Annotated in this window: 18 protein-coding genes; 10 read left to right on the plus strand and 8 right to left on the minus strand. The window is 59.1% G+C overall.

Annotated features, from left to right (window positions below):
* The 6 genes from QD461_RS31690 to QD461_RS31715 all read left to right on the plus strand — a co-directional run.
* Positions 1-184 (plus strand): transposase (locus QD461_RS31690; RefSeq protein ID WP_414091086.1); only part of this gene is annotated, 184 nt, incomplete at its 5' end.
* Positions 185-749: 565 nt separating this feature from the next.
* Positions 750-1,496, plus strand: a complete 747-nt coding sequence (locus QD461_RS31695) for a FadR/GntR family transcriptional regulator (protein WP_414091087.1) — start codon at positions 750-752, stop codon at positions 1,494-1,496.
* Between the two features lie 102 nt (positions 1,497-1,598).
* The gene (gene glmU / locus QD461_RS31700) at positions 1,599-2,966 is read left to right on the plus strand and encodes a bifunctional UDP-N-acetylglucosamine diphosphorylase/glucosamine-1-phosphate N-acetyltransferase GlmU (RefSeq protein WP_414091088.1); all 1,368 of its coding nucleotides are present in this window, start codon (positions 1,599-1,601) and stop codon (positions 2,964-2,966) included.
* Positions 2,967-3,079: 113 nt separating this feature from the next.
* Positions 3,080-4,906 (plus strand): glutamine--fructose-6-phosphate transaminase (isomerizing), encoded by a 1,827-nt coding sequence (gene glmS, locus QD461_RS31705; RefSeq protein WP_414091089.1) that lies wholly within the window; start codon positions 3,080-3,082, stop codon positions 4,904-4,906.
* Positions 4,907-5,082: 176 nt separating this feature from the next.
* Positions 5,083-5,787: a DUF502 domain-containing protein gene (locus QD461_RS31710; protein WP_414091090.1), complete on the plus strand. Its 705-nt coding sequence runs from the start codon at positions 5,083-5,085 to the stop codon at positions 5,785-5,787.
* A 330-nt stretch (positions 5,788-6,117) separates the two neighbouring features.
* The gene (locus QD461_RS31715) at positions 6,118-7,614 is read left to right on the plus strand and encodes an esterase-like activity of phytase family protein (RefSeq protein WP_414091091.1); all 1,497 of its coding nucleotides are present in this window, start codon (positions 6,118-6,120) and stop codon (positions 7,612-7,614) included.
* Between the two features lie 42 nt (positions 7,615-7,656).
* Here QD461_RS31715 and recG read toward each other — a convergent pair whose 3' ends face one another.
* Positions 7,657-9,762: an ATP-dependent DNA helicase RecG gene (gene recG, locus QD461_RS31720; protein ID WP_414091092.1), complete on the minus strand. Its 2,106-nt coding sequence runs from the start codon at positions 9,760-9,762 to the stop codon at positions 7,657-7,659.
* A 173-nt stretch (positions 9,763-9,935) separates the two neighbouring features.
* Here recG and QD461_RS31725 point away from each other — a divergent pair, with 173 nt between their 5' ends.
* Entirely contained in the window at positions 9,936-10,250 is a 315-nt protein-coding gene (locus tag QD461_RS31725; RefSeq protein ID WP_414091093.1) for a succinate dehydrogenase assembly factor 2, read from the plus strand.
* A complete protein-coding gene (mfd, locus tag QD461_RS31730; protein WP_414091094.1) occupies positions 10,247-13,747 on the plus strand; it encodes a transcription-repair coupling factor in 3,501 nt (1,166 codons plus the stop codon). Before QD461_RS31725 ends, mfd begins: the two co-directional genes overlap by 4 nt.
* A gap of 87 nt (positions 13,748-13,834) precedes the next feature.
* Here mfd and QD461_RS31735 read toward each other — a convergent pair whose 3' ends face one another.
* Positions 13,835-14,251 (minus strand): RidA family protein, encoded by a 417-nt coding sequence (locus QD461_RS31735; RefSeq protein WP_414091095.1) that lies wholly within the window; start codon positions 14,249-14,251, stop codon positions 13,835-13,837.
* 164 nt (positions 14,252-14,415) lie between these two features.
* Between QD461_RS31735 and QD461_RS31740 the strand changes: the two genes are divergently transcribed.
* Positions 14,416-15,009 (plus strand): TetR/AcrR family transcriptional regulator, encoded by a 594-nt coding sequence (locus tag QD461_RS31740; RefSeq protein WP_414091096.1) that lies wholly within the window; start codon positions 14,416-14,418, stop codon positions 15,007-15,009.
* Between the two features lie 75 nt (positions 15,010-15,084).
* On the opposite strand, the gene ubiA is transcribed toward QD461_RS31740, so the two are convergent.
* The 3 genes from ubiA to QD461_RS31755 form a co-directional block, all read right to left on the minus strand.
* On the minus strand, positions 15,085-15,999 hold the full coding sequence (ubiA, locus tag QD461_RS31745; RefSeq protein WP_414091097.1) for a 4-hydroxybenzoate octaprenyltransferase: 915 nt from the start codon (positions 15,997-15,999) through the stop codon (positions 15,085-15,087).
* Between the two features lie 140 nt (positions 16,000-16,139).
* Positions 16,140-16,811 carry a DsbA family oxidoreductase gene (locus QD461_RS31750; RefSeq protein WP_414091098.1) on the minus strand — a complete coding sequence of 224 codons (672 nt, stop codon included), beginning with the start codon at positions 16,809-16,811 and terminating at the stop codon, positions 16,140-16,142.
* Between the two features lie 99 nt (positions 16,812-16,910).
* Positions 16,911-18,725 carry an extracellular solute-binding protein gene (locus QD461_RS31755; protein ID WP_414091099.1) on the minus strand — a complete coding sequence of 605 codons (1,815 nt, stop codon included), beginning with the start codon at positions 18,723-18,725 and terminating at the stop codon, positions 16,911-16,913.
* Between the two features lie 265 nt (positions 18,726-18,990).
* Here QD461_RS31755 and QD461_RS31760 point away from each other — a divergent pair, with 265 nt between their 5' ends.
* Positions 18,991-19,650 (plus strand): invasion associated locus B family protein, encoded by a 660-nt coding sequence (locus QD461_RS31760; RefSeq protein ID WP_184708363.1) that lies wholly within the window; start codon positions 18,991-18,993, stop codon positions 19,648-19,650.
* Positions 19,651-19,789: 139 nt separating this feature from the next.
* Here QD461_RS31760 and hspQ read toward each other — a convergent pair whose 3' ends face one another.
* From hspQ to QD461_RS31775, 3 genes are all read right to left on the minus strand, one after another.
* Positions 19,790-20,119: a heat shock protein HspQ gene (gene hspQ, locus QD461_RS31765; RefSeq protein ID WP_414091100.1), complete on the minus strand. Its 330-nt coding sequence runs from the start codon at positions 20,117-20,119 to the stop codon at positions 19,790-19,792.
* 215 nt (positions 20,120-20,334) lie between these two features.
* Positions 20,335-21,744: a type I glutamate--ammonia ligase gene (gene glnA, locus QD461_RS31770; protein WP_184708359.1), complete on the minus strand. Its 1,410-nt coding sequence runs from the start codon at positions 21,742-21,744 to the stop codon at positions 20,335-20,337.
* Positions 21,745-21,804: 60 nt separating this feature from the next.
* Entirely contained in the window at positions 21,805-22,143 is a 339-nt protein-coding gene (locus QD461_RS31775) for a P-II family nitrogen regulator (protein WP_003539626.1), read from the minus strand.
* Between the last annotated feature and the right edge of the window lie 16 nt (positions 22,144-22,159).

Here is a 22,159-nt window from a genome sequence, read left to right on the forward strand (position 1 = left end):
AACGCCCGACATGATGCGATTGCGTCGATGCACGGCAGAACATCCGTTCGGCACCATCAAACGGATGATGGCAGGCGGACGCTTCTTGACCAGAAACCTCAAGGGCACCAGAACCGAAATGGCCCTCTCCGTGCTCGCCTACAACATCATGCCCACCATAAACATGACATTAAAGCCCGCATAGACCCAGAAACCAAAAGAGGCCCCGGTCAAACCGGAGCCTCCAAACGTTTCCACACGGGCTGTCTTGGTGCCCCTTTTTGTTTCACTGCATGAATGAATGATCGTCTACAAAGATATTACTGTATGATTTTTTGCCTCCTGCTCTGGTGGTAGCTTGAGGCATGCGGGAGCGATGTTGCCTGGTTTGCGAGGGTAGCCGCGGTGGCATATCGGTCTGTTTCAGGCCAAGGCCAGAAGCCGGAGCTTTCGTTGCGGGTCTATTCGGAATCGTTTTTTCCATTTATACATCAGCAGGATACTGGACTACCGCAGTGGCGCCGAATGCGATGCTGTGGTCATGAGAGGAACGCTGCGTGCAGGAGGAGCGGGGTTCGGCGGAGGAACACTCTTTGGAATTTTCAAACAAGGCTCGTATGCGAGCTGTACCGTCGTCACAGCGATTCTGTCAGGCTTTCGGATGAGAATGCTGACCCGCTTGGCGCTATCGGGCGCTATTCCAATGCAGACTGTTTTCCTCTTGCTCTCCCGTTTCATTCGATACTACGCCTGGGGAAAGGACAGCGTGCTTGAACGGACGATTGCTTGACAACCGACAATCCGGAGGAAGGTCACGGACGAGCCACGCGCAAGTGGTCGACGAGCTCGGTAAGGCGATCGTCGCGGGCGCATTTCCGATCGGAAGCATTCTTCCGGGCGACAGCGAGCTTCTGCAGCGCTTCAAAGTGTCCCGCACCATTCTGCGCGAGAGCATGAAGACCCTGGCGGCCAAAGGTATGGTCGTGCCGCGGGCACGCGTCGGCACGCGCGTCACCGAAAAGATCCACTGGAACATGTTCGACAACGAAGTGCTGAGCTGGCACTTCGAAAACGGCGTCGATCAGGAGTTTCTCCTCCATCTCTATGACATACGCATCGCGTTCGAACCATTCGCCGCAGGTCTTGTTGCTGAACGGGCAAGCAAGGAGGATATCGATCTGCTGCGCCGACTTGCAGCGGCGTTGGCGAACCCGGAACATACGTCTGATAGCCTGGCTGTTGCCGACCTGCATTTTCACCTCGCCATTACGGAGGCCTCGCAGAATCCGTTCATGCGATCGCTGGGCGGGCTTATCGAGGCGGCGCTGGTCGGTATGTTCCGCATGAGCGCGCCGCCTGCCAGCAGTGGTTTCGGCAATATCGCGGAAACTCATACCGCTATCGTCGATGCCATTGCCGCGCGGGATAGCGCGGGGGCCCGTAGGGCCATGGAATTCGTGATCATTGATGGGAAGCAGCACGTCCTCGAAGCCTTTGCCGCGCTGGCCGAAACTTGAGAACTGTTTCCAATTTCTCCGTAGTGCCTTGCTTGAACAGTTGCTATGAGAAGCTTGCGACCAGCAATGGGCCGCGTCTGATCGTGTATCTCGGAGCTTGAAATGGAACGCACCTGCCTCGCTATCATCCTAGCCGCCGGCGACAGCACCCGCATGAAGTCGTCGACGTCGAAGGTGCTGCATCCGATCGCGAGCCGGCCGATGATTGCCCACGTCATGGACGCAATCGCCAAGACCGATATTTCGACCGCGGCGCTGGTCGTAGGGCGGAATGCTGACGAGGTCGGCGCCGCGGCATCGATTGGCGGCATCGCAGTCGAATCGTATCTGCAGAAGGAACGCTTAGGCACAGGCCATGCCGTTCTGGCGGCGCGCGAAGCGATTGCTCGCGGATATGACGATATTCTCGTTGCCTATGGCGATGTGCCGCTGCTGACCGACGCTCCGCTTCGCGCCGCCCGACGGGGATTGGCCGATGGTAACGATGTCGTCGTCATCGGCTTTCACACCGACAATCCGAATGCCTATGGCCGGCTCCTGGTCAAAGACGGCGAATTGATCGCGATTCGCGAGGCGAAAGATGCGACCGATGCCGAGCTCGCGATAACCTGGTGCAACAGCGGCCTGATGGCCATCAACGGTCGCAAGGCGCTGGACCTGCTCGACCGCATCGGCAACACCAATGCCAAGGGCGAATATTACCTGACCGATCTTGTCGAAATCGCGCGTTCGCTCGGCGGCCGCGCCGTGGCCGTCGATGCGCCGGAAGTCGAGATGACCGGCTGCAACAATCGCGCCGAGCTCGCCTTCATCGAGCGCCTCTGGCAGGAGCGTCGGCGCCACGAACTCATGCTGTCGGGCGTCACCATGATTGCGCCGGAGACCGTGTTCCTGGCCTACGACACCGTCATCGGCCAGGATGCACTAATCGAGCCGAATGTCGTATTCGGTCCTGGCGCCATCATCGATGGCGGAGCGATCATTCATGCCTTCTCGCATATTGAGGGTGCGCATGTCAGTGCTGGGGCCACGGTCGGGCCGTTTGCGCGCTTGCGCCCTGGGGCCGATCTCGCCGCCGGCGCCAAGGTCGGCAATTTCTGCGAAGTCAAGAACGCCAAGATCGCCGAAGGCGCCAAGGTCAACCATCTGGCCTATATCGGCGATGCGACGATCGGTGCTCACAGCAACATCGGCGCGGGCACGATCACCTGCAATTATGATGGGGTCAACAAGCACGAGACTCACATCGGTGCGAATGCGTTCGTCGGATCCAACTCATCGCTTGTGGCGCCTATTCGCATCGGCGATGGTGCTTATATCGCCTCCGGCAGTGTCATCACCGATGACGTTCCTGCCGATGCCCTGGCCTTCGGACGGGCTCGTCAGGAAGTAAAGCCGGAGCGAGCCAAGCTCATCCGCGAGCGAGCTCTGGCCATCAAGGCAGCAAAGAAGGGTGGCGGTAGCCTCTAGCTCTACGTTTTTCGCGTAATGGTACGAAATCGAAAGTGACCGTTATGCCAATTGAGAAAATTCTAGGAACAGGTAGGACTTGCCCTCAAATCTGAGGTCAGACGGAGAGTTGTATGTGCGGTATTGTAGGGATTGTCGGAACGAAGCCGGTGGCGGATCGCTTGGTGGACGCGCTGCGCCGCCTCGAATATCGCGGTTATGATTCCGCTGGCGTTGCGACCATCCATGACGGCGTGATGGATCGCCGCCGTGCGGAAGGAAAGCTTTTCAATCTGGAAAAGCGCCTGGAAACGGATCCGCTGCCGGGCACGACCGGCATCGCCCATACACGCTGGGCAACCCATGGTGTTCCGAACGAAACCAATGCGCATCCGCATTTCGTCGAAGGCGTCGCCGTCGTCCACAACGGCATCATCGAGAACTTTTCGGAATTGCGCGAAGAATTGAAGGCTGAGGGCAGGGTATTCTCGTCGCAAACGGATACCGAAGTCGTGGCGCATCTCCTGGCGAATTACATCCGCGATGGCCTCGACCCGCGCGCTGCCATGCTGAAGATGCTGAACCGCGTCACCGGCGCCTATGCGCTGGCCGTCATGTTCCAGAACGATCCGGGCACGCTGATGGCGGCACGCTCAGGCCCGCCGCTTGCCGTCGGTCACGGCAGGGGCGAAATGTTCCTCGGTTCGGATGCTATTGCGCTTGCGCCGTTTACCAATGAGATCACCTATCTCGTTGACGGCGATTGCGCCATCGTCACGCATAGCGGCGCAACCATTCTCGATTTCAACGGCAAGGAAGTGAAGCGGCCGCGGCAGATTTCCCAGGCGACTGCATACGTAGTAGACAAGGGCAATCACCGCCACTTCATGGAAAAGGAAATCTACGAGCAGCCGGAGGTCATCTCCCACGCTCTCAGCCATTACGTCGATTTCGCCAGCCATCGCGTGCATCCCGGCGTGTCGGCTATCGACTTCGGGAAAGTGTCGGGTCTGGCGATCTCCGCCTGCGGCACCGCTTATCTTGCTGGCCTGATCGGCAAATATTTGTTCGAGCGCTATGCGCGCCTGCCGGTCGAAATCGATGTCGCCTCCGAATTCCGCTATCGCGAAATGCCGCTGCAGTCTTCGCAGGCTGCGCTGTTCATTTCACAGTCCGGCGAGACGGCCGATACGCTGGCATCGCTGCGCTATTGCCGTGATCATGGCCTGAAAATCGGCGCTGTTGTCAACGTCAAGGAATCGACCATCGCGCGTGAATCCGACGCGGTTTTCCCGATCATGGCCGGCCCGGAAATCGGCGTTGCCTCGACGAAGGCCTTCACTTGCCAGCTGGCCGTTCTTGCATCGCTGGCGATCGGCGCCGGTGTCGCTCGCGGCACTATCAGTGCCGAGGATGAGAAGGAGCTAGTGCATCATCTTATTGAGATGCCACGCATCATGGCCAATGTCCTCAATCTCATTCAGCCGCAGATGGAAAGCCTTTCGCGTGAGATTTCGAAGTTCAAGGACGTGCTCTATCTCGGTCGCGGCACCAGCTTCCCGCTCGCTCTGGAAGGCGCGCTGAAGCTGAAGGAAATCTCCTATATCCATGCAGAGGGTTACGCAGCCGGCGAACTCAAGCATGGACCGATCGCCCTGATCGACGAGAACATGCCCGTCATCGTCATCGCTCCCCATGACCGCTTCTTCGACAAGACGGTTTCCAACATGCAGGAAGTGGCAGCACGCGGCGGACGAATCATCTTCATTACCGACGAAAAGGGTGCTGCAGCGTCCACGCTGCCGACGATGGCGACGATCGTTCTGCCCTTGGTGGACGAGATCATCTCCCCGATCATCTTCTCGCTGCCGATTCAGCTGCTTGCCTATCACACCGCTGTCTTTATGGGCACCGATGTCGACCAGCCGCGAAATCTCGCCAAGTCGGTGACGGTGGAGTAGAGTTCCGCTCCTGTTGTCACCCGGCATCACGTCGTCGTGAGCCGCATCTCCGTCAAGCCCGGCGGCATGACTGCCGGGTTGTATGCCGCATGGATTTCTGGCACTTTCCTTAGAGGAGAGGTGGGGAGGACTTGGCCGATAGCGGTAGGTGACGGAACGGAGTTTTCGAACGGCGAATGACTGAAAAACTCATCAAAGCGTCCGTACCGACGCGGATCAGAAACAATTTTCTGGCCGGCCTGATTATTTGCGCACCCATAGCCATAACGCTTTGGCTGACATGGTCAGTCGTTCATTGGGCGGATAGCTGGGTGCGACCATACATCCCCGCGCGCTATGATCCGGAAAGCTATCTGAACTTCGCAGTTCCCGGCACCGGGCTGGTGATTGCGATGATCTTCATCACGCTGGTGGGGTTCCTTGCCAAGAACCTGATCGGTCAAAGCATCGTCCGTTTCGGCGAGTCGATCGTCAATCGCGTGCCCCTCGTGCGGACGATCTACAAGAGCGTCAAGCAGATCTTCGAAACGGTGCTGAAAGAGCAGGGCACCTCCTTCAAGAAGGTCGGGCTTATAGAATATCCAAGCCCCGGCTTGTGGTCGATGGTGTTTATTTCGACGGATGCCAGAGGCGAGATCGCCTCGAAGTTCGATGCCATGGGCAAGGATATGGTGGCGGTCTTCCTGCCGCCGACGCCGGTGCCGACGGCTGGCTTTCTGGTTTTCGTTCCCCGCGAAAAGATCACCGTGCTCGACATGAGCCCGGAGGATGGCGCCAAGCTTCTGATATCAGGCGGCCTGGTTGCACCGGAGTATAAGGACGCACTTGTGGCGGCCAAAGGCCTGTTGCCGACACCCATTCCAGTGAAGTCGCTGACCTAACGCATTTCCGTTTTGGGCATAGCCGCGAGAATGCTCGATCTCATTGTTTTCAAGCAGTTTCGGACGCGAAACCGCCCCACAGTCTTGCCGGACTACTGCTAGGCTGCTTTCTAGCGGCGGGCGGTTGGCAAGCTTCGCGCATTGCGCGAGCTGTCATGCGCATATCATGTTGACGCCTTAGATCCTCGTTGGGGACGAGCGATAGAATGCATTTCATCACTGATGGCTTGAAGCCTCTGTGCCGAGCAAATGCACTTCGATCCGGGTCTTAGACTGGGCCGAAGATAGACGCCATTGTCTCCAGAAGATTTTCATCCGGAGGATATTGTTTTGAGATATACGCGTTCGACAAGCTTGTCGTTGTTATCGGCAACGCTTGCCACAGTCGTTTTCATGGCTCCGGTGGCAGCCCTCGCCGATACGTCCGTAACCGTCGGCGGCGTGGCGATCATCAACAAGGGGCGCGTCGCCATTGGCCGCATCCCTGCCGATCAGCGCGACAAGTTCGGCGAAACCTTTGGTTCCGGTTCGGGCATGTCGATCGATACCAAGAGCTGGACCCGCAACGCCGATGGCACCTACAAGGGCTCGCTGTGGCTATTGCCGGATCGCGGCTACAATGTTGCCGGCACCAACGATTATCGCGCGCGTCTCAACACCATCGATATCAAGCTGACACCGGTTGCTCCCGGCGCGACACCACCAGCCGGCAAGGAGCAGTTGGGTGTCGAAGCTAAGCTCGCTGACACGCTGCTGCTGAAGGACAACAAGGGCAACGACACCACCGGCCTCGATCCGGCAAACGGCGTTCGTAATCCGGAAGGTGCCATGCCATTTTTGCCGCAAGCGCCGAACGGCAAGATCTCGCTCGACAACGAAGCCGTTGCCCGGCTGCCCGATGGCTCGATGTTCATCAGCGATGAATACGGACCCTACATCTACCGCTTCTCGGCGGACGGGCGGATGATTTCGGCCACGGCCCCGCCGGCCGCGTTTCTGCCGATACGCAAGGGCACCGTGAACTTCTCCTCGAACAATCCAGGCCCCGGCGAATCCGCTCCCGATCCGAAGGACCCGACGAGCGGACGCCAGAATAACCAGGGCTTCGAGGGCATGTCACTGACCCCGGACGGCAAGTTCCTGATTGCGGTGCTCCAGTCCGCGACGCGCCAGGATGGCGGCGATTCCAGCTCGACGCGCCAGAACACACGCGCCTTGGTTTACGAGACTACCGATCTCGGCCATCTGAAACTGGTGCATGAATATGTCGTGCCCTTGCCGGTCTTCACCAATGACAAGGGCAAGACGGCCGTCGCCGCCCAGAGCGAAATCGTAGCACTTTCACCGACAAGCTTCCTGATGCTCGCTCGCGACAGCAACAACGGCTACGGCCAGAAGGGCGAAAAGTCGATCTATCGTAGCATCGTCGCCGTCGATGTGTCCGCCGCCACCGACATTGCCGGCGGCAAGTTCGACGGCGATACGGCTGTCGCTCCGAAGGGCGTTCTCGACCCTTCAGTCAAGCCGGCTGTCCTCAGCCAGTTCATCGACATCAACGATGCTGCCGATCTCGCCCGCTTCGGCCTACACAACGGCGCTCCGAACGATCGCAACAATCTCTCGGAAAAATGGGAAGCCATGTCGCTCGCTAGCGTCCAGGACCCGAAGCTGCCGGATGACTACTTCCTATTCGTCGCCAACGACAACGACTTCATCACCCAGGACGGCTTCCAGGTCGGAGCTGCCTACAAGGATGATAGTGGCGCCGATGTCGACACCATGTTCCAGGTGTTTCAGGTCACTATTCCAGGCCTAGCCGGCAAGTAATCTCATGAGACACGGATGGGCGCGGTCACCGCGTCCATTCAATTATCCGGCCCGCAGGAAGCGGATCGCTTCGTCGCGGCGGAAGAGGTAGAGCAGGGTACGCACCGCCACGCCGCGCTCGCTTGTCAGCTCCGGATCCCGTTCGATCAGATAGGCGGCATCCTTGCGGGCGATTTCCAGGAGGTCGGCGTGCGCCTCAAGGCTGGCAATGCGGAAGCCGGGCGTGCCGGACTGGCGCGTGCCGAGAAGCTCGCCTTCGCCGCGCAGCTTCAAATCCTCCTCGGCGATCCGGAAACCGTCCTCGGTCTCGCGCATGATCGACAGTCGCGCGTGTCCGGTTTCCCCGAGCGGCCCTTTGTAGAGCAGGATGCAGGTGGAAGCTTCGTCGCCGCGTCCGACACGCCCACGCAGCTGATGCAGTTGCGCCAGGCCGAAACGCTCGGCATGCTCGATCACCATGATCGTCGCATCCGGCACGTCGACACCCACTTCGACGACGGTCGTGGCGACCAGTAGGCGGATCTCACCATTCTTGAAGGCCATCATGACGGCGTCCTTTTCCTGCCCGTTCATCCGGCCGTGAATGAGTCCGATCCCTTGGCCGAGCGCCTTGGTGAGAGTCTCATGACGCTCCTCGACGGACATTAAATCGGATTCTTCGGATTCCTCCACAAGTGGACATATCCAATAGGCTTTTTTGCCTTCGGAGAGCGCGCTCTTTAGTCGTGTGACGATATCGCCGGTTCGCTCGTTCGGGATGGTGATCGTCTGGATTGGCTTGCGGCCTGCCGGCTTCTCGGTGAGTTTGGAAACGTCCATGTCGCCGAAGGCGGCCAACACCAGCGTTCGCGGGATCGGCGTTGCGGTCATGACGAGCATATGCGGCGAGATGCCCTTCGCGGTCAGGCGCAGGCGCTGGTGGACGCCGAAGCGATGCTGCTCGTCGACGACGGCAAGCATGAGATTGGCGTAGGCGACACTGTCTTGGAACAATGCGTGCGTGCCGATGACAATCTGCGCTTCGCCGGAGGCGATGCGTTCCAAGATAGCATCTCGCTCCCGGCCCTTCGTGCGACCTGTGAGAATGTCGATGGAAAGATTTGCACTTGCTGCGAATTTCGAGATCGTCGCATAGTGTTGACGTGCCAAAATTTCGGTCGGCGCCATCAGCACAGCCTGGCCGCCGCTTTCGATGACGGCGGCTATCGCCATCAAGGCAACTAGCGTCTTTCCAGCACCCACATCGCCTTGCAGCAGCCGGAGCATGCGCTCCGTGCCGGCCATGTCCTTGAGAATATCGGCAACCGCATCCAGCTGGCTGTTCGTCATCGAGAAAGGTAGGGATTCCGATATCTTGTTGCTGACTTCTCCAGTGGCATGCACGGGTTGCCCCGCCACCTTGCGCAGCCTTTGGCGTACGAGAGAGAGCGACAGTTGCCCCGCGAGGAACTCATCATAGGCAAGCCGGCGGCGGGCCGGCGCCTGCGGATCGATATCGGTGGCATCTCGCGGCGCATGTAGCATGTGGAAGCTGTCGGAGATCGTGGGAAAGCCCTGCTTCTGCGTAAGCGCGATGTCATCCCATTCAGGCAGTTGCGGAATGCGTGGGAGTGCTCCCTCGATGGTCTTGCGAAGGAATTTCGGCGTGAGGCCTGCGGTCAGCGGGTAGACCGGTTCGACCAGCGGCAGGTTTTCCGCCTCGCTCTCGCGCATGATATAGTCGGGATGCACCATCGACGGGCGGCCATTGAACCAGTCGACCTTGCCGCTGACCGTGACGGTCTCGTCGACAGGCAGTTGCTTTTCCAGCCATTGCGCCTTGCCGCGAAAGAAGACCAGCGCAAGCTCGCCAGTCTCGTCATGCAGATAGACGCGATAGGGCACGTTGCTGCGTGCATTGGGCGGCGGCTGATGCCGGTCGACACGGCCGGTAATGGTGACGATGGCTCCCTGCGGCGCTCTGGCAATACCCGGTTGCTCGCGCCGGTCTATGATCGAATGCGGCGCGTGGAAGATGAGGTCGACGACACGGCAGTCGTCGATCGTCTCGCGATCGAGCAGCTTCACCAGCAGTTCGGATACCTTCGGCCCGACGCCTGGAAGCGACGAGATGGAGGCAAACAACGGGTCGAGGATGGCGGGACGCATGGCCGGCAAAATGCGACGGACGGGGCGCATTTGGCAAGGGCTGGCGGAGAACTCAGCGATATTGCGCCGAACACTCCCCGGAAAATTGCATCGCAGATGCTTTTTTCTGAAAAACCGGTTCCCACCTTACAACGCTGGTTTTATAGAGACGCATCAACATAAAGGTGTTTTTGATGACTGGGCTGACCCTCAGCAGTGCCGATCTTGATCCTCGCCGCCGGCGAATCCTTTTTCGCTGCTGGCATCGCGGCATCCGCGAGATGGATCTGGTCTTCGGCCAGTTTGCCGACAATGAGTTGCCAAACCTCCCCGAGGCGGATCTCGATGAACTCGAGCGCATCATGGCCGAGGAAGACAATGATCTCCTCAAGTGGATTCTTGGGAGCGAGCCGACCCCGCAGCATCTGCAGACGCCTCTCTTCGAGCGCCTGGTGTCCTACAAGCCAGATTTCGAAGAGATCGCCGAAAGGTTTGGATTGACGAGATGATCCCCGGTTTCGACGCGAAGAAGGTGCTCGCCGCAAGCGAGCCGCTGACGGTCGGTCATGTGCCGACCGGCATGGAGCCGTTCCTGCTTGCTGATCTGGCACGAGCCGGTCAGCCGGTCGCCTATGTCATGTCCGACGGTCAGCATATGGCTGATGTCGAACAGATGCTCGGCTTCATCGCGCCCGAAATACCGGTTCTCACTCTACCCGCCTGGGATTGCCTGCCCTACGACCGCGTTTCGCCGAGTTCCGATACTTCGGCCCGCCGCCTGGCTGCACTCTCTGGCCTCATTGCGCATCATCGCAAGCCACATGCGGCAATCGTGCTTGTCACGGTCAATGCCATGCTGCAGAAGGTCGCGCCGCAGGACGTGATCGAAAGCCTCGCGTTTTCCGCCCGCCCCGGCAATCAGGTGCGGATGGATGATATTGCCAGCCGTCTCGAGCGCAATGGTTTCGATCGCGTCGCGACCGTGCGCGAGGTCGGTGAATTTGCCGTCCGCGGCGGTATTCTCGATGTCTTCGTTCCAGGCACGGAAGAGCCGGTTCGCCTGGACTTCTTCGGCGATACGCTGGAAAGCATCCGCAGCTTCGATCCGGCGAGCCAACGTACGACCGGGCAGGTCCGCTCGCTTGATCTCAATCCGATGAGCGAAGTGACGCTGACGCCGGATACAATCAGCCGCTTCCGCAAGAACTATCTCTCCGCCTTCGGCGCCGCCACACGCGACGACGCGCTCTATGTCGCCGTGTCCGAGGGGCGCCGCTACGCCGGCATGGAACACTGGTTGCCGCTTTTCTACGAGAAGCTTGAGACTGTCTTCGATTACCTCAAGGGTTTCCGGCTGGTCACGGACCATACCGTCCGCGAGGCGGCCGAGGAACGCTCCAAGCTCGTCTTCGATTACTACGACGCCCGCTTGAATTCCGGCCAGCAGGGCAAGGGCCAGATGGCGCAGGGCACGCCCTATAAGCCCGTCACCCCCGGCCAGCTCTATCTCGATGGCAAGGCCTTCGGCAACGCGCTCGATGCCTTCTACGCTATCCGCATCTCTCCCTTCAATGAGCATGAGGGCGAGGCGCGCCGCGTCATCAGCCTCGACGCTCGTCAAGGGCCGCGCTGGGCACGCTCTGCCGCTGAGAGCGCTGACAGCGAACGCGTCAACGTCTTCGATGCCGTCGTAAAGCATATCGCCGACAAGCGAGCCTCGGGCGGCAAGGTGCTGATTTCGGCCTGGACTGAGGGTTCTCTCGACCGCCTCCTGCAGGTGCTGTCTGAGCACGGGCTGGCGCGCGTCAAAACGATCGAGGCCTTCAAGGATCTCGGCGGCCTGGCAAAGGGCGAGGCGGCTGCGGCCGTGCTTAGCCTGGAAGCGGGCTTCGAGGCCGGCGATCTCATCGTTATCGGCGAGCAGGATATTCTCGGCGACCGCATGGTGCGCCGTTCCAAGCGGCGCAAGCGCGCCGCCGATTTCATTTCGGAAGTGGCCGGTCTTGACGAAGGCTCGATCGTCGTTCACGCCGAGCATGGCATCGGTCGTTTCGTCGGGCTGAGAACGATCGAAGCTGCTGGCGCGCCGCATGCCTGCCTTGAGCTGCGCTACGCCGACGACGCCAAACTGTTCCTGCCGGTCGAAAACATCGATCTTCTCTCGCGCTATGGCGGCGAAGGCACCGAGGCCCAGCTCGACAAGCTCGGCGGCGGCGCGTGGCAGATGCGCAAGGCCAAGCTCAAGAAGCGCCTGCTCGATATGGCCGGCGCCTTGATCCGGGTCGCGGCCGAACGCCTGACGCGTCATGCGCCGGTGCTCAGTACGCCGGACGGTCTCTACGACGAATTTGCCGCGCGCTTCCCCTATGACGAGACCGACGACCAGATGAACGCCATTGAGGCTGTGCGCGACGATCTCGGCGCTGGCCGGCCGATGGACCGTCTCGTCTGTGGCGACGTCGGCTTCGGCAAGACGGAAGTGGCGTTGCGTGCGGCCTTCGTCGCGGCGATGAACGGTGCGCAGGTCGCCGTCGTCGTTCCCACAACCTTGCTCGCCCGCCAGCATTTCAAGACCTTCTCCGAACGTTTCCGCGGCCTGCCCATCCGCTTGCAGCAGGCATCCCGTCTGGTCGGCGCCAAGGATCTGGCGCTGACGAAGAAGGAAGTAGCAGAAGGCAAGACCGACATTGTCGTCGGCACGCATTCGCTGCTCGGCTCCGGCATCAGTTTCGCCAATCTCGGCCTGCTCATCATCGATGAGGAGCAGCATTTCGGCGTCAAGCACAAGGAACGCCTGAAGGAACTGAAGAGCGACGTGCATGTGCTGACGCTGTCGGCGACGCCGATCCCGCGCACGCTGCAGCTTGCCATGACGGGTGTGCGCGAGCTGTCGCTCATCACCACGCCGCCGGTCGACCGCATGGCGGTGCGCACCTTCATCTCGCCCTTCGATTCCCTTGTGATCCGCGAAACGCTGATGCGCGAGCATTATCGCGGCGGCCAGAGCTTCTACGTCTGCCCGCGGCTTGCCGATCTTGCCGATATCCACGCCTTCCTGCAGTCGGATGTGCCGGAGCTGAAGGTGGCGGTCGCGCATGGCCAGATGCCGGCCGGCGAGCTGGAAGACATCATGAACGCCTTCTATGAGGGCCGTTACGATGTGCTGCTATCGACGACCATCGTCGAATCCGGCCTTGACGTGCCGACCGCGAACACGCTGATCGTCCATCGCGCCGATATGTTCGGCCTTGCCCAGCTCTATCAGCTCCGCGGCCGTGTTGGCCGTTCCAAGGTGCGTGCCTTTGCGCTCTTCACCCTGCCGGTCAACAAGGTTCTGACGACGACGGCGGAGCGCCGGCTGAAGGTGTTGCAGTCGCTCGATACGCTCGGCGCCGGTTTCCAGCTTGCCAGCCACGATCTCGATATCCGCGGCGCCGGCAATCTGCTCGGCGAGGAACAATCGGGCCATATCAAGGAAGTCGGCTTCGAACTTTACCAGCAGATGCTGGAAGAGGCAGTTGCCGAGGTTAAGGGAGTCGACGAGATTCAAGACACCGGCTGGTCGCCGCAGATCTCCGTAGGCACGCCTGTCATGATTCCCGACGCCTATGTGCCGGATCTGCATCTGCGCATGGCGCTCTATCGCCGCCTCGGCGAGATTACCGAAATCAAGGAGATCGACGGTTTCGGCGCTGAGATGATCGACCGGTTTGGTCCCTTGCCGATCGAGGTGCAGCATCTCCTCAAGATCGTCTACATCAAGTCGCTCTGCCGCATCGCCAATGTCGAGAAGCTGGATGCCGGCCCGAAGGGCGTTGTCGTGCAGTTCCGCAACAAGGAATTCCCGAACCCGGCCAATCTCGTCGGCTATATCGCCAAGCAGGGGACGATGGCGAAGATCCGTCCCGACCATAGCGTATTCTTGACGCGCGACCTGCCGACGCCGGAAAAGCGGCTGCAGGGCGCGGCAGTTGTCATGACGCAACTGGCGGAACTGGCGAAGTAGGAGAGGCCGCTTCGTTTTCGGCCTTTGCCAAAGAGCATTTCGGCCCGGCGGCTATCTGCTGCGCCGGGCCGAAATCCGTCGTGCGTTTCAGGCCGCCTGAGAGCGATGAGCTGCATCCGGAACGCGCGCTATAACCTTGATTTCAAAGTCGAAACCCGCCAGCCAATTGACGCCTATCGCCGTCCAGTTCGGGTAGGGCGCTTCATTGAAGATCCTGTTCTTGACAGCCATGATCGTTCCGAACTGGTTTTCCGGGTCGGTGTGGAATGTGGTGACGTCAACAATATCGTCAAAAGTGCAGCCGCCTGCCTCCAAGGTTGCCCGCAGGTTGTCGAAGGCGAGCTGGACTTGACGCTCGAAATCCGGCTCCGGGCTCCCATCTGCGCGGCTGCCGACTTGACCAGAAACGAATAGAAGATCGCCGGAACGGATCGCGGCGGAATAGCCATGTTTTTCGTAGAGAGCATGCCTGTCCGCGGGAAAGATCGCATTGCGTTTCGTCATTACAGCCTGCTTTCGCTTGCGTTGATAGAAGAAATTGAACGGCCGCAATCTTGCGCGGCATTTAAAAGCACCGCTTCATTTGATATACGGTATGTATGTGAAATAGTGTCGCGTGCGCTGCGTGTCAATTCAAATACGAAGCGTATGTGAAATTTGAGGGCAGAATGGCCAAACGCCTGGAAACGATGGAAGAGAACCGCAACAAGCTCGTTGCCGCCGCGCGAAAAGCTTTCGCAGATAAGGGATTTGCAGCTGCGTCGATGGACGAGTTGACGGCAGATGTCGGACTGACAAGGGGCGCTCTGTATCACAATTTCGGCGACAAAAAGGGGCTGCTTGCCGCCGTCGTCCATCAGATCGACAGCGAAATGGCCCTGCGGGCCAAGGAGATCGCCAGACGGGCAGACGGTGATTGGCAGAGACTGTTGGCGGAAGGCGAAGCCTATATCGAAATGGCTCTCGATCCGGAGGTTCAACGCATTGTCTTGCTCGATGGCCCTGCGGTGTTGGGTGATCCATCGAAATGGCCCAGTCAGAACAGCTGTCTCGCAGCGACCCGGCAGACGGTTTCAGCACTTCTGGAAAGCAAGATTATCAAGCCGCTCGATGAGGAAGCTGCAGCCCGGCTCCTCTCCGGCGCAGCATTGAATGCCGCCCTCTGGATTGCCGCCAGCGACAGCCCCAAGGAAGTGCTTCCCAAGGCGATAGAGGCGTTCCGGGCGATAGCGTCGGGATTGCTGGCCGCGGATCAAGGCTGACGTATTATTCGCCCCGCAAAGCCGTCGAGCGACGATAGGGAGTTGCAGGCGCGCAATTGCTTTCTGGCTGCGTACTTAAAAAGTGCCGACGAAAGCCGATGCTGCCAGAAAGACGCTCGTCAGGATATTTGCGAGGAATAGCCGGTAGTTGATTTCGGGACGAGCGATATCGAGACGCCAGATCTGCCAGCCAAGGTGCGCGGCGATAACGAGCATTCCGATGCCATAGGCCGGAGACATGCCGACCAACCACCCGCCAACTGACCATGCCGCAAGCGTAAGAGCGTAGAACAGACCAATATAGGTTTTGCCGCGCTTGCCGAAGAGGATCGCTGTCGACTTCAAGCCGAGACGCGTATCATCTCGAACGTCAACATAGGCATAAACGGTGTCGTAGCCGATCTGCCAGGTAATAGCGCCAAGCCACATCAGAAGCGCGCCCGTCGGAATATCACCGGTGATTTCCGACCAGGCCATCAGCATCCCCCAATTGAACGCTGCGCCAAGCACTGCCTGAGGCCAATGCGTGAAGCGTTTGCAAAGAGGATAGATGAAGACGAGCGGCAGTACGCAGATGGCGACAAGGCGCGTGAAGGGTGTCAGGAAGAAAAGAAGCGAAGCGGCGAGGGCGAGTTCCGTCACCAGAAACGATATGGCCTGCGGCAAGCCGATCTGGCCGCTCGCCAACGGCCGAAAGCGGGTGCGTTCGACATGGCCGTCGAATTTCCGATCGGCGATATCATTGACGGTCGAACCCGCGCTTCTCATCAGCAAGGCGCCAAGAGAGAAGAGCAACAGATGCGGGAGGTCGGGAAAAGCGTGAGACGCCTGGATAAGCGCTGCCCAGCAGGGAAAAAGAGTAAGCCAGGTGCCCACGGGCCGATCCAGACGTGCGAGCCGGGCATAGGATCGCCATGCCGTTGGCAAATGACGATCCACCCAGTCTCCGAGTTTGATGTCACTTAGGTCCGAGCGGCTGAAAGTATGCATCGTCGAAATCCAGTGGCTGAGTCGATGATGCAAAATAGAGATTTTTGTCTATGCCGCAACGACCGCGAGCAGTGCTGCACTTATTCGGCAGGTAACGTCGGCGGTCTCCTTTGTGCAATCAAGCTGTCACCGACCGCCGGTCAATTCATCCCGGCCCGAGCTTCGGCCTTCATCTTGGCAATATCGCGCAACGCGCCGGCCAGCACATCCGGCGTCTGAGCACCGCTTACGGCATATTGTTGGTCGAAGATGAAGAAGGGGACGCCGGAGACGCCAATTTTCTGGGCGGCTTCGATCTCACCGATGATAAGGTCGCGGTCGGCATCCGAGGCAAGCAGCGTTGCGATGACGGAGCGGTCGAGGCCTACCTTTTCGGCGATATCGAGCAGAACTGCGTGATCGCCGACGTTGCGGCCTTCTTCGAAATTGGCCTTGAACAGCGCGTCGACGACCTTGTCCTGCTTCTCGCGGCTCTCGGTCACGGCCCAATGAATGAGGCGATGCGCGTCGAGTGTGTTGGGGCCGATCTCGATGGCGTCGAAATCGAACTTGATTCCTACTTCCCGGCCAAGGTCCGTCAGCATCTTGTGTCCTTGCGCAACACGCTCCGCGCCGCCGAGCTTTTGCTCCAGCGCCTTCTTCTGGTCGACGCCTTCGGGCGGATAGTCCGGGTTCAGGCGGTAGGGGCGCCAGTTGAGATCGACGCCCACTTCATCCTGCACCTCGGCAATCGCCAGCTCCAGCCGGGCCTTGCCAAGATAGCACCATGGGCAGACGACGTCCGAGACGATGTCGATCGTAATGCGTTCCATGGTTCTTTCCTTTCGGTTTCCAGTTTGTCCCCACCATCTAGGCCTTTGCGCCGATGGCTTCAACCAGTTACCGAAAGGGAACCGTTATGGACGCAACGCCTATTTTTGTGCGGACGCGTCCCACCAGGTCGGCAGGTAGTATCCATAGAGCGGCAATGTGTAGGGATGGCCGATGTGGCTTCGGCGCGCCACCCATTGCTGGGCGATGTGATAGAGCGGTACGACATAATAACCCGAGATCAGGAAACGATCGAAAGATCGCACGGCATCGCGGAAATCCTCGGATGAATGGGCGGTGAGGAAGTGGTCGATCAATGTATCGACATCCGGATCGGCAACGCCGGCGAAATTGTTGCTGCCCGGCGTCTTCGCGGCGACCGAGCCCCAGCGCCCGACCTGCTCGATACCTGGCGACAGCGACGACGGGTAGGATTTGATCACCATGTCGTAATCGTAGTTGATCGTCCTCAGCTGATATTGCGAATCATCGACCGTGCGGATGGTGACTGCGACGCCTAGCAGTGCCAGGGATCGGCGATAGGGAAGCGCCAGACGTTCCTGTTCGGGGTTCTGCGTCAATATTTCGAAACTGAGCTGCCGGCCGGCCTTATCGACCATCTTTTCTCCCTGGATCGTGTAGCCGCCTTCCTTCAGCAGCTTCACGGTCTTGCGCAGGATAGAGCGATCGCGGCCCGAACCGTTGCTGACAGGCAGCTTATAGCTGCCATCAAGCACGTCTGGGTCGATACGATCCTTGATAGGGCCGAGCGTGGCGAGTTCACGCGCATCCGCGGGGACGCCGAAGGATGACAGGTCGGAATTCTGCCAATAGCTTTGCGTGCGCGTATAGGCGCTGGAAAACAGGCTGCGATTGAGCCACTCGAAATCGAACGCGAGCGTCAGCCCCTCCCGAACCTTCTTGTCCGCGAAGATCGGACGTCTCGTGTTGAAGACGAAACCGAGCATGCCGCTTGGTGTTTTCGGCGAGAACGTCTCTTTGACGACCGCTCCCGAATCGACGGCCGGGAAGTTGTAAGCCTGCCGCCAATGACCGGGGCTGCCGTCCGGGTAAATATCGACATCGCCCTTCTTGAAGGATTCGAAAAGTGCGGTGTCCTGCAGGAAATAGTTGACTGCAACCTCATCGTAATTGTCGAACCCGATTTTCGTCGGCAGCTGTCTGCCCCAATAGTTGGGATCGCGCTCGAAGACGATGCGCAGGCCGGGATCTATGCTCTTTACCCGATAAGGGCCTGAGCCGATCGGGATGCTGAGCGTGGTCCGGTCGAAACCGTCAGCGTCGATTGCGTGCTTCGGCAGGATGGGCAGGGACGATGCTATAATCAGCGGCGTTTCGCGATTGGCCTTCTCATTGAAGCGGATCAGCACACTATGTTCGCCGACCTTCTCCATGCTGGCGATCGTTTCCAGCCAGGAAGAAAAGGGGATGCGCCCCTTTTCGCGCAGCAGCTGGAAGGTGAAAATCACGTCGTCTGGCGTCACCGGCTTCCCGTCCGACCATTTGGCATCGGGATTGAGGTTGAACTGGATGTAGCTCCGGCTTTCGTCCCACTCAACGGTCTGCGCCAACAATCCGTAGAGCGTGAACGGCTCGTCGCGCGAGCGTACCATAAGCGGCTCGTAGGAGAGATTACCGTATTCCGGATCCCACATGCCGCGCGCTGTCGTGCGCATGCTCTTCAGGATGAAGGGATTGAGATTGTCGAACGTGCCGACGACACCATAATTGATGCGGCCGCCCTTTTTGACATCCGGATTGACGTAGGGAAAATGCTTGAAGTCGGCCGGCAGCGCCGGATCTCCGTGCATGGCGATGCCATAAAGCGGCTGTGCCGCGGCGGCATTGCACAATGTTGCGAAGAACAGGAAAACAGCGATCCGGAGCGCTTGCATGGCATCCTTTCCGGTAAGGGGTACGATTCGCCCGAACCTTATCATGAGCGTGCCGGATTCAACACGCGACTGCGGAATTCTTGAGACTCAACAGAAAAGACCAAAGAAAAGCTGGATATCCGTGCCGGTGCGATGTAACAGGGGTGCCGGGTTTCTCGGGTCATGTATTTGCCTTATTCATTCGACAGGTGGACGACGGTTTGACCCGAATTGCATGGGACGGCGCGCTGTCGTCCCGCAGCGGATTTCAGGAGGCGGTTTCGCTATGATGTTCAAGACTGACAACAAAATGCGGGCAGGTCTCTCTGCTCTGGCTCTCATGATCGGCGCGGCTATGCCGGCAGCTGCTTTCGCTCAGGATGCGTCCAACGCAGCTCCTGCCGATGGTGGTGGCGATCCCAACCAGCCGCGTCTCGGCTGGTACAAGACCTGCGCCAAGCAGGACGATGCCGATATCTGCATCGTGCAGAACCTGATCATGGCCAACAATGGCCAGCTGGTAACGGCTGTCGGCCTCATCTCCGTCGATGGCAAGGTCAACCGCAAGATCCTTCAGATTTCCGTCCCGACGGCTCGCCTGATCCCGCCCGGCATCACCATGCAGGTCGATGGCGGCAAGGGTCAGAAGCTCGATTACGCCGTCTGCCTTCCGGACAAGTGCACTGCGGAAATTCCTGTAACCGACGCAATGGTTGCTTCGTTGAAGAAGGGTACGGATGTAACCTTTACCTCGATCAACTTCCGCCGTGCGCCGAACCCGATCAAGATCTCGCTGACCGGCTTTGCCGCAGCTTTCGACGGTCCGGCAATCTCCGACAGCAAGCTTGCTGAAAGCCAGAAGAGCCTGCAGGACAGCATGCAGAAGAAGGCCGAAGAAGCTCGCAAGAAGCTCGAAGACGCTCAGAAGGCCGCCAAGCAGCAGTAAGCCGCTCGCATCAGTCCTATCAAAGAAAAAGCCCGGAGCGATATCCGGGCTTTTTCTTTCTGGCCGTTCTGTGAGGGCCGCAAATGAAAAGGGAAGGCGTTGTGCGCCTTCCCTCCCAAATGGCTTGATTCGTTTGCGCTTAGTGGGCGAGGCTCATCTTGGGCTTGAGCTGGCCGGTAGGCGCCTGGTCGAAAATCTGGGCGACCTGAGGATTGCGGAGCGGAACGCCGCTCTCATCGCTGACCAGGTTCTGTTCCGATACGTAGGCGACATACTCCGTCTCGTCGTTTTCGGCGAGAAGGTGGTAGAATGGCTGGTCCTTGCTGGGCCGCACTTCGACCGGGATGGAGTTCCACCATTCATCTGTATTTGCGAATTCCGGATCGACATCGAAGATGACACCGCGGAAGGGGAAACTCCGGTGTCGAACCACGTCGCCAATATTGAATTTTGCGTTTCGTTGTTTCATGGCACGACTTCCTTTCACTTGATGATGTGGTGCCTTTCCCCACTGAAATCAAGGATTTTACCCGTATTCCTTCATTGAACTGTCACAATCTGTTTGGTTTTACTCCAAACGTCGAACGATAATCCATCGGCAAAACTGCCAATTGCAGCATTCCCGCCGACTGCATCTCCACTATAAAGAAAGCCCCGGGCGAGCCGGGGCTTTCGTGTCTCGTATCAGACCGAGTAGTACATGTCATATTCGACCGGATGCGGGGTCATTTCATAACGCATGACTTCCTGCATCTTCAGTTCGATGAAGGAATCGATCTGGTCGTCGTCGAAGACGCCGCCGGCGGTCAGGAACTTGCGGTCCTTGTCGAGGCTTTCGAGAGCTTCGCGCAGCGAGCCGCAAACGGTCGGGATCTTCTTCAGTTCCTTCGGCGGCAGGTCGTACAGGTCCTTGTCCATGGCCTTGCCAGGATGGATCTTGTTCTTGATGCCGTCGAGGCCGGCCATCAGCATGGCGGCGAAGCCGAGATAGGGGTTGGCGGTCGGGTCAGGGAAGCGGACTTCGACGCGCTTGGCCTTCGGGTTCGAGCCGAACGGAATACGGCAGGAAGCGGAACGGTTGCGAGCGGAGTAGGCGAGCAGAACCGGAGCTTCGTAGCCCGGGACGAGACGCTTGTAGGAGTTCGTCGACGGGTTGGTGAAAGCGTTGATTGCCTTGGCATGCTTGATGATGCCGCCGATGTAGTAGAGGCAGCTTTCGGACAGGCCTGCATATTCGTCGCCGGCGAAGGTCGGCTTGCCGGCCTTCCAGATCGACTGGTGCACGTGCATGCCCGAGCCGTTGTCGCCGAAGATCGGCTTCGGCATGAAGGTTGCCGTCTTGCCGTAGGCATTGGCGACCTGATGCACGACGTACTTGTAGATCTGCATGCCGTCGGCGCTGCGAACCAGCGTGTCGAACTTGATGCCGAGTTCGTGCTGGGCGGCCGCAACTTCGTGGTGATGCTTTTCTACGGTGACGCCCATTTCGGTCAGAACCGTCAGCATTTCCGAACGCATGTCCTGGCAGCTGTCGATCGGCGGAACCGGGAAGTAGCCACCCTTGACGCGCGGACGATGGCCGAGGTTGCCGGTCTCGTAGTCGGTGTCGTCGTTGGACGGCAGTTCGCTCGAATCGAGCTTGAAGCCAGTGTTGTACGGATCGGCCTTGTACTTGACGTCGTCGAAGACGAAGAATTCGGCTTCCGGGCCGAAGAAGGCGGTGTCGCCGATGCCGGAGGCCTTCAGATAGGCTTCGGCCTTCTTGGCAGTGCCGCGCGGATCGCGGTTATAGGCTTCGCCGGAGACGGGATCGAGAATGTCGCAGAGGATGACCATGGTGGACTGCGCGAAGAACGGATCCATGTGGACAGTGTCCGGATCGGGCATCAGCACCATGTCGGACTCGTTGATGGCCTTCCAGCCGCCAATCGAGGAGCCATCGAACATGACGCCGTCTGCGAACATGTCTTCGTCGACGCAGATCACGTCCATGGTGAGGTGCTGAAGCTTGCCCTTCGGGTCGGTGAAACGCAGGTCAACGAACTTGACGTCGTTGTCCTTGATTTGCTTCAGAATATCGCTTGCGGTCGTCATTAAACTGCTTCCCTTGACTTAGATGACGATTACGAACCTCGGCCGCGAGGGCCGGGCGGGTTAGATGGCGTCGATGCCCGTTTCACCGGTACGGATTCGGATGACTTCCTCCACATTGGAGACGAAAATCTTTCCGTCGCCGATACGGCCTGTTTGCGCGGCCTTGCGAATAGCGTCGATCACCGCCTCCGCATTTTCATCTGCCAGCACGACTTCGACCTTCACCTTCGGCAGGAAGTCGACGACATATTCGGCACCACGGTAAAGCTCCGTGTGGCCCTTTTGACGACCGAAGCCCTTCGCTTCCGTGACGGTGATACCCTGCAGGCCGACTTCCTGAAGGGCTTCCTTCACTTCGTCGAGCTTGAAGGGCTTGATGATCGCTTCGATCTTTTTCATGAGAAAATGTCTCTCC

It is taken from the genome of Rhizobium sp. BR 314 (genome assembly GCF_047445805.1).
Classification (GTDB): Bacteria; Pseudomonadota; Alphaproteobacteria; order Rhizobiales; family Rhizobiaceae; genus Rhizobium; species Rhizobium lusitanum_B.

What these genes read in the sequence shown, in the direction of transcription:
- glnA (WP_184708359.1), bottom strand. Translation starts at nt 21,744, where the DNA reads ATGACGACCGCAAGCGATATTCTGAAGCAAATCAAGGACAACGACGTC.
- QD461_RS31750 (WP_414091098.1), bottom strand. Translation starts at nt 16,811, where the DNA reads ATGGAACGCATTACGATCGACATCGTCTCGGACGTCGTCTGCCCATGG.
- QD461_RS31755 (WP_414091099.1), bottom strand. Translation starts at nt 18,725, where the DNA reads ATGCAAGCGCTCCGGATCGCTGTTTTCCTGTTCTTCGCAACATTGTGC.
- QD461_RS31725 (WP_414091093.1), top strand. Translation starts at nt 9,936, where the DNA reads ATGACTGGGCTGACCCTCAGCAGTGCCGATCTTGATCCTCGCCGCCGG.
- QD461_RS31760 (WP_184708363.1), top strand. Translation starts at nt 18,991, where the DNA reads ATGATGTTCAAGACTGACAACAAAATGCGGGCAGGTCTCTCTGCTCTG.
- glmU (WP_414091088.1), top strand. Translation starts at nt 1,599, where the DNA reads ATGGAACGCACCTGCCTCGCTATCATCCTAGCCGCCGGCGACAGCACC.
- glmS (WP_414091089.1), top strand. Translation starts at nt 3,080, where the DNA reads ATGTGCGGTATTGTAGGGATTGTCGGAACGAAGCCGGTGGCGGATCGC.
- QD461_RS31740 (WP_414091096.1), top strand. Translation starts at nt 14,416, where the DNA reads ATGGCCAAACGCCTGGAAACGATGGAAGAGAACCGCAACAAGCTCGTT.
- hspQ (WP_414091100.1), bottom strand. Translation starts at nt 20,119, where the DNA reads ATGAAACAACGAAACGCAAAATTCAATATTGGCGACGTGGTTCGACAC.
- QD461_RS31735 (WP_414091095.1), bottom strand. Translation starts at nt 14,251, where the DNA reads ATGACGAAACGCAATGCGATCTTTCCCGCGGACAGGCATGCTCTCTAC.
- recG (WP_414091092.1), bottom strand. Translation starts at nt 9,762, where the DNA reads ATGCGTCCCGCCATCCTCGACCCGTTGTTTGCCTCCATCTCGTCGCTT.
- QD461_RS31775 (WP_003539626.1), bottom strand. Translation starts at nt 22,143, where the DNA reads ATGAAAAAGATCGAAGCGATCATCAAGCCCTTCAAGCTCGACGAAGTG.
- mfd (WP_414091094.1), top strand. Translation starts at nt 10,247, where the DNA reads ATGATCCCCGGTTTCGACGCGAAGAAGGTGCTCGCCGCAAGCGAGCCG.
- ubiA (WP_414091097.1), bottom strand. Translation starts at nt 15,999, where the DNA reads ATGCATACTTTCAGCCGCTCGGACCTAAGTGACATCAAACTCGGAGAC.
- QD461_RS31710 (WP_414091090.1), top strand. Translation starts at nt 5,083, where the DNA reads ATGACTGAAAAACTCATCAAAGCGTCCGTACCGACGCGGATCAGAAAC.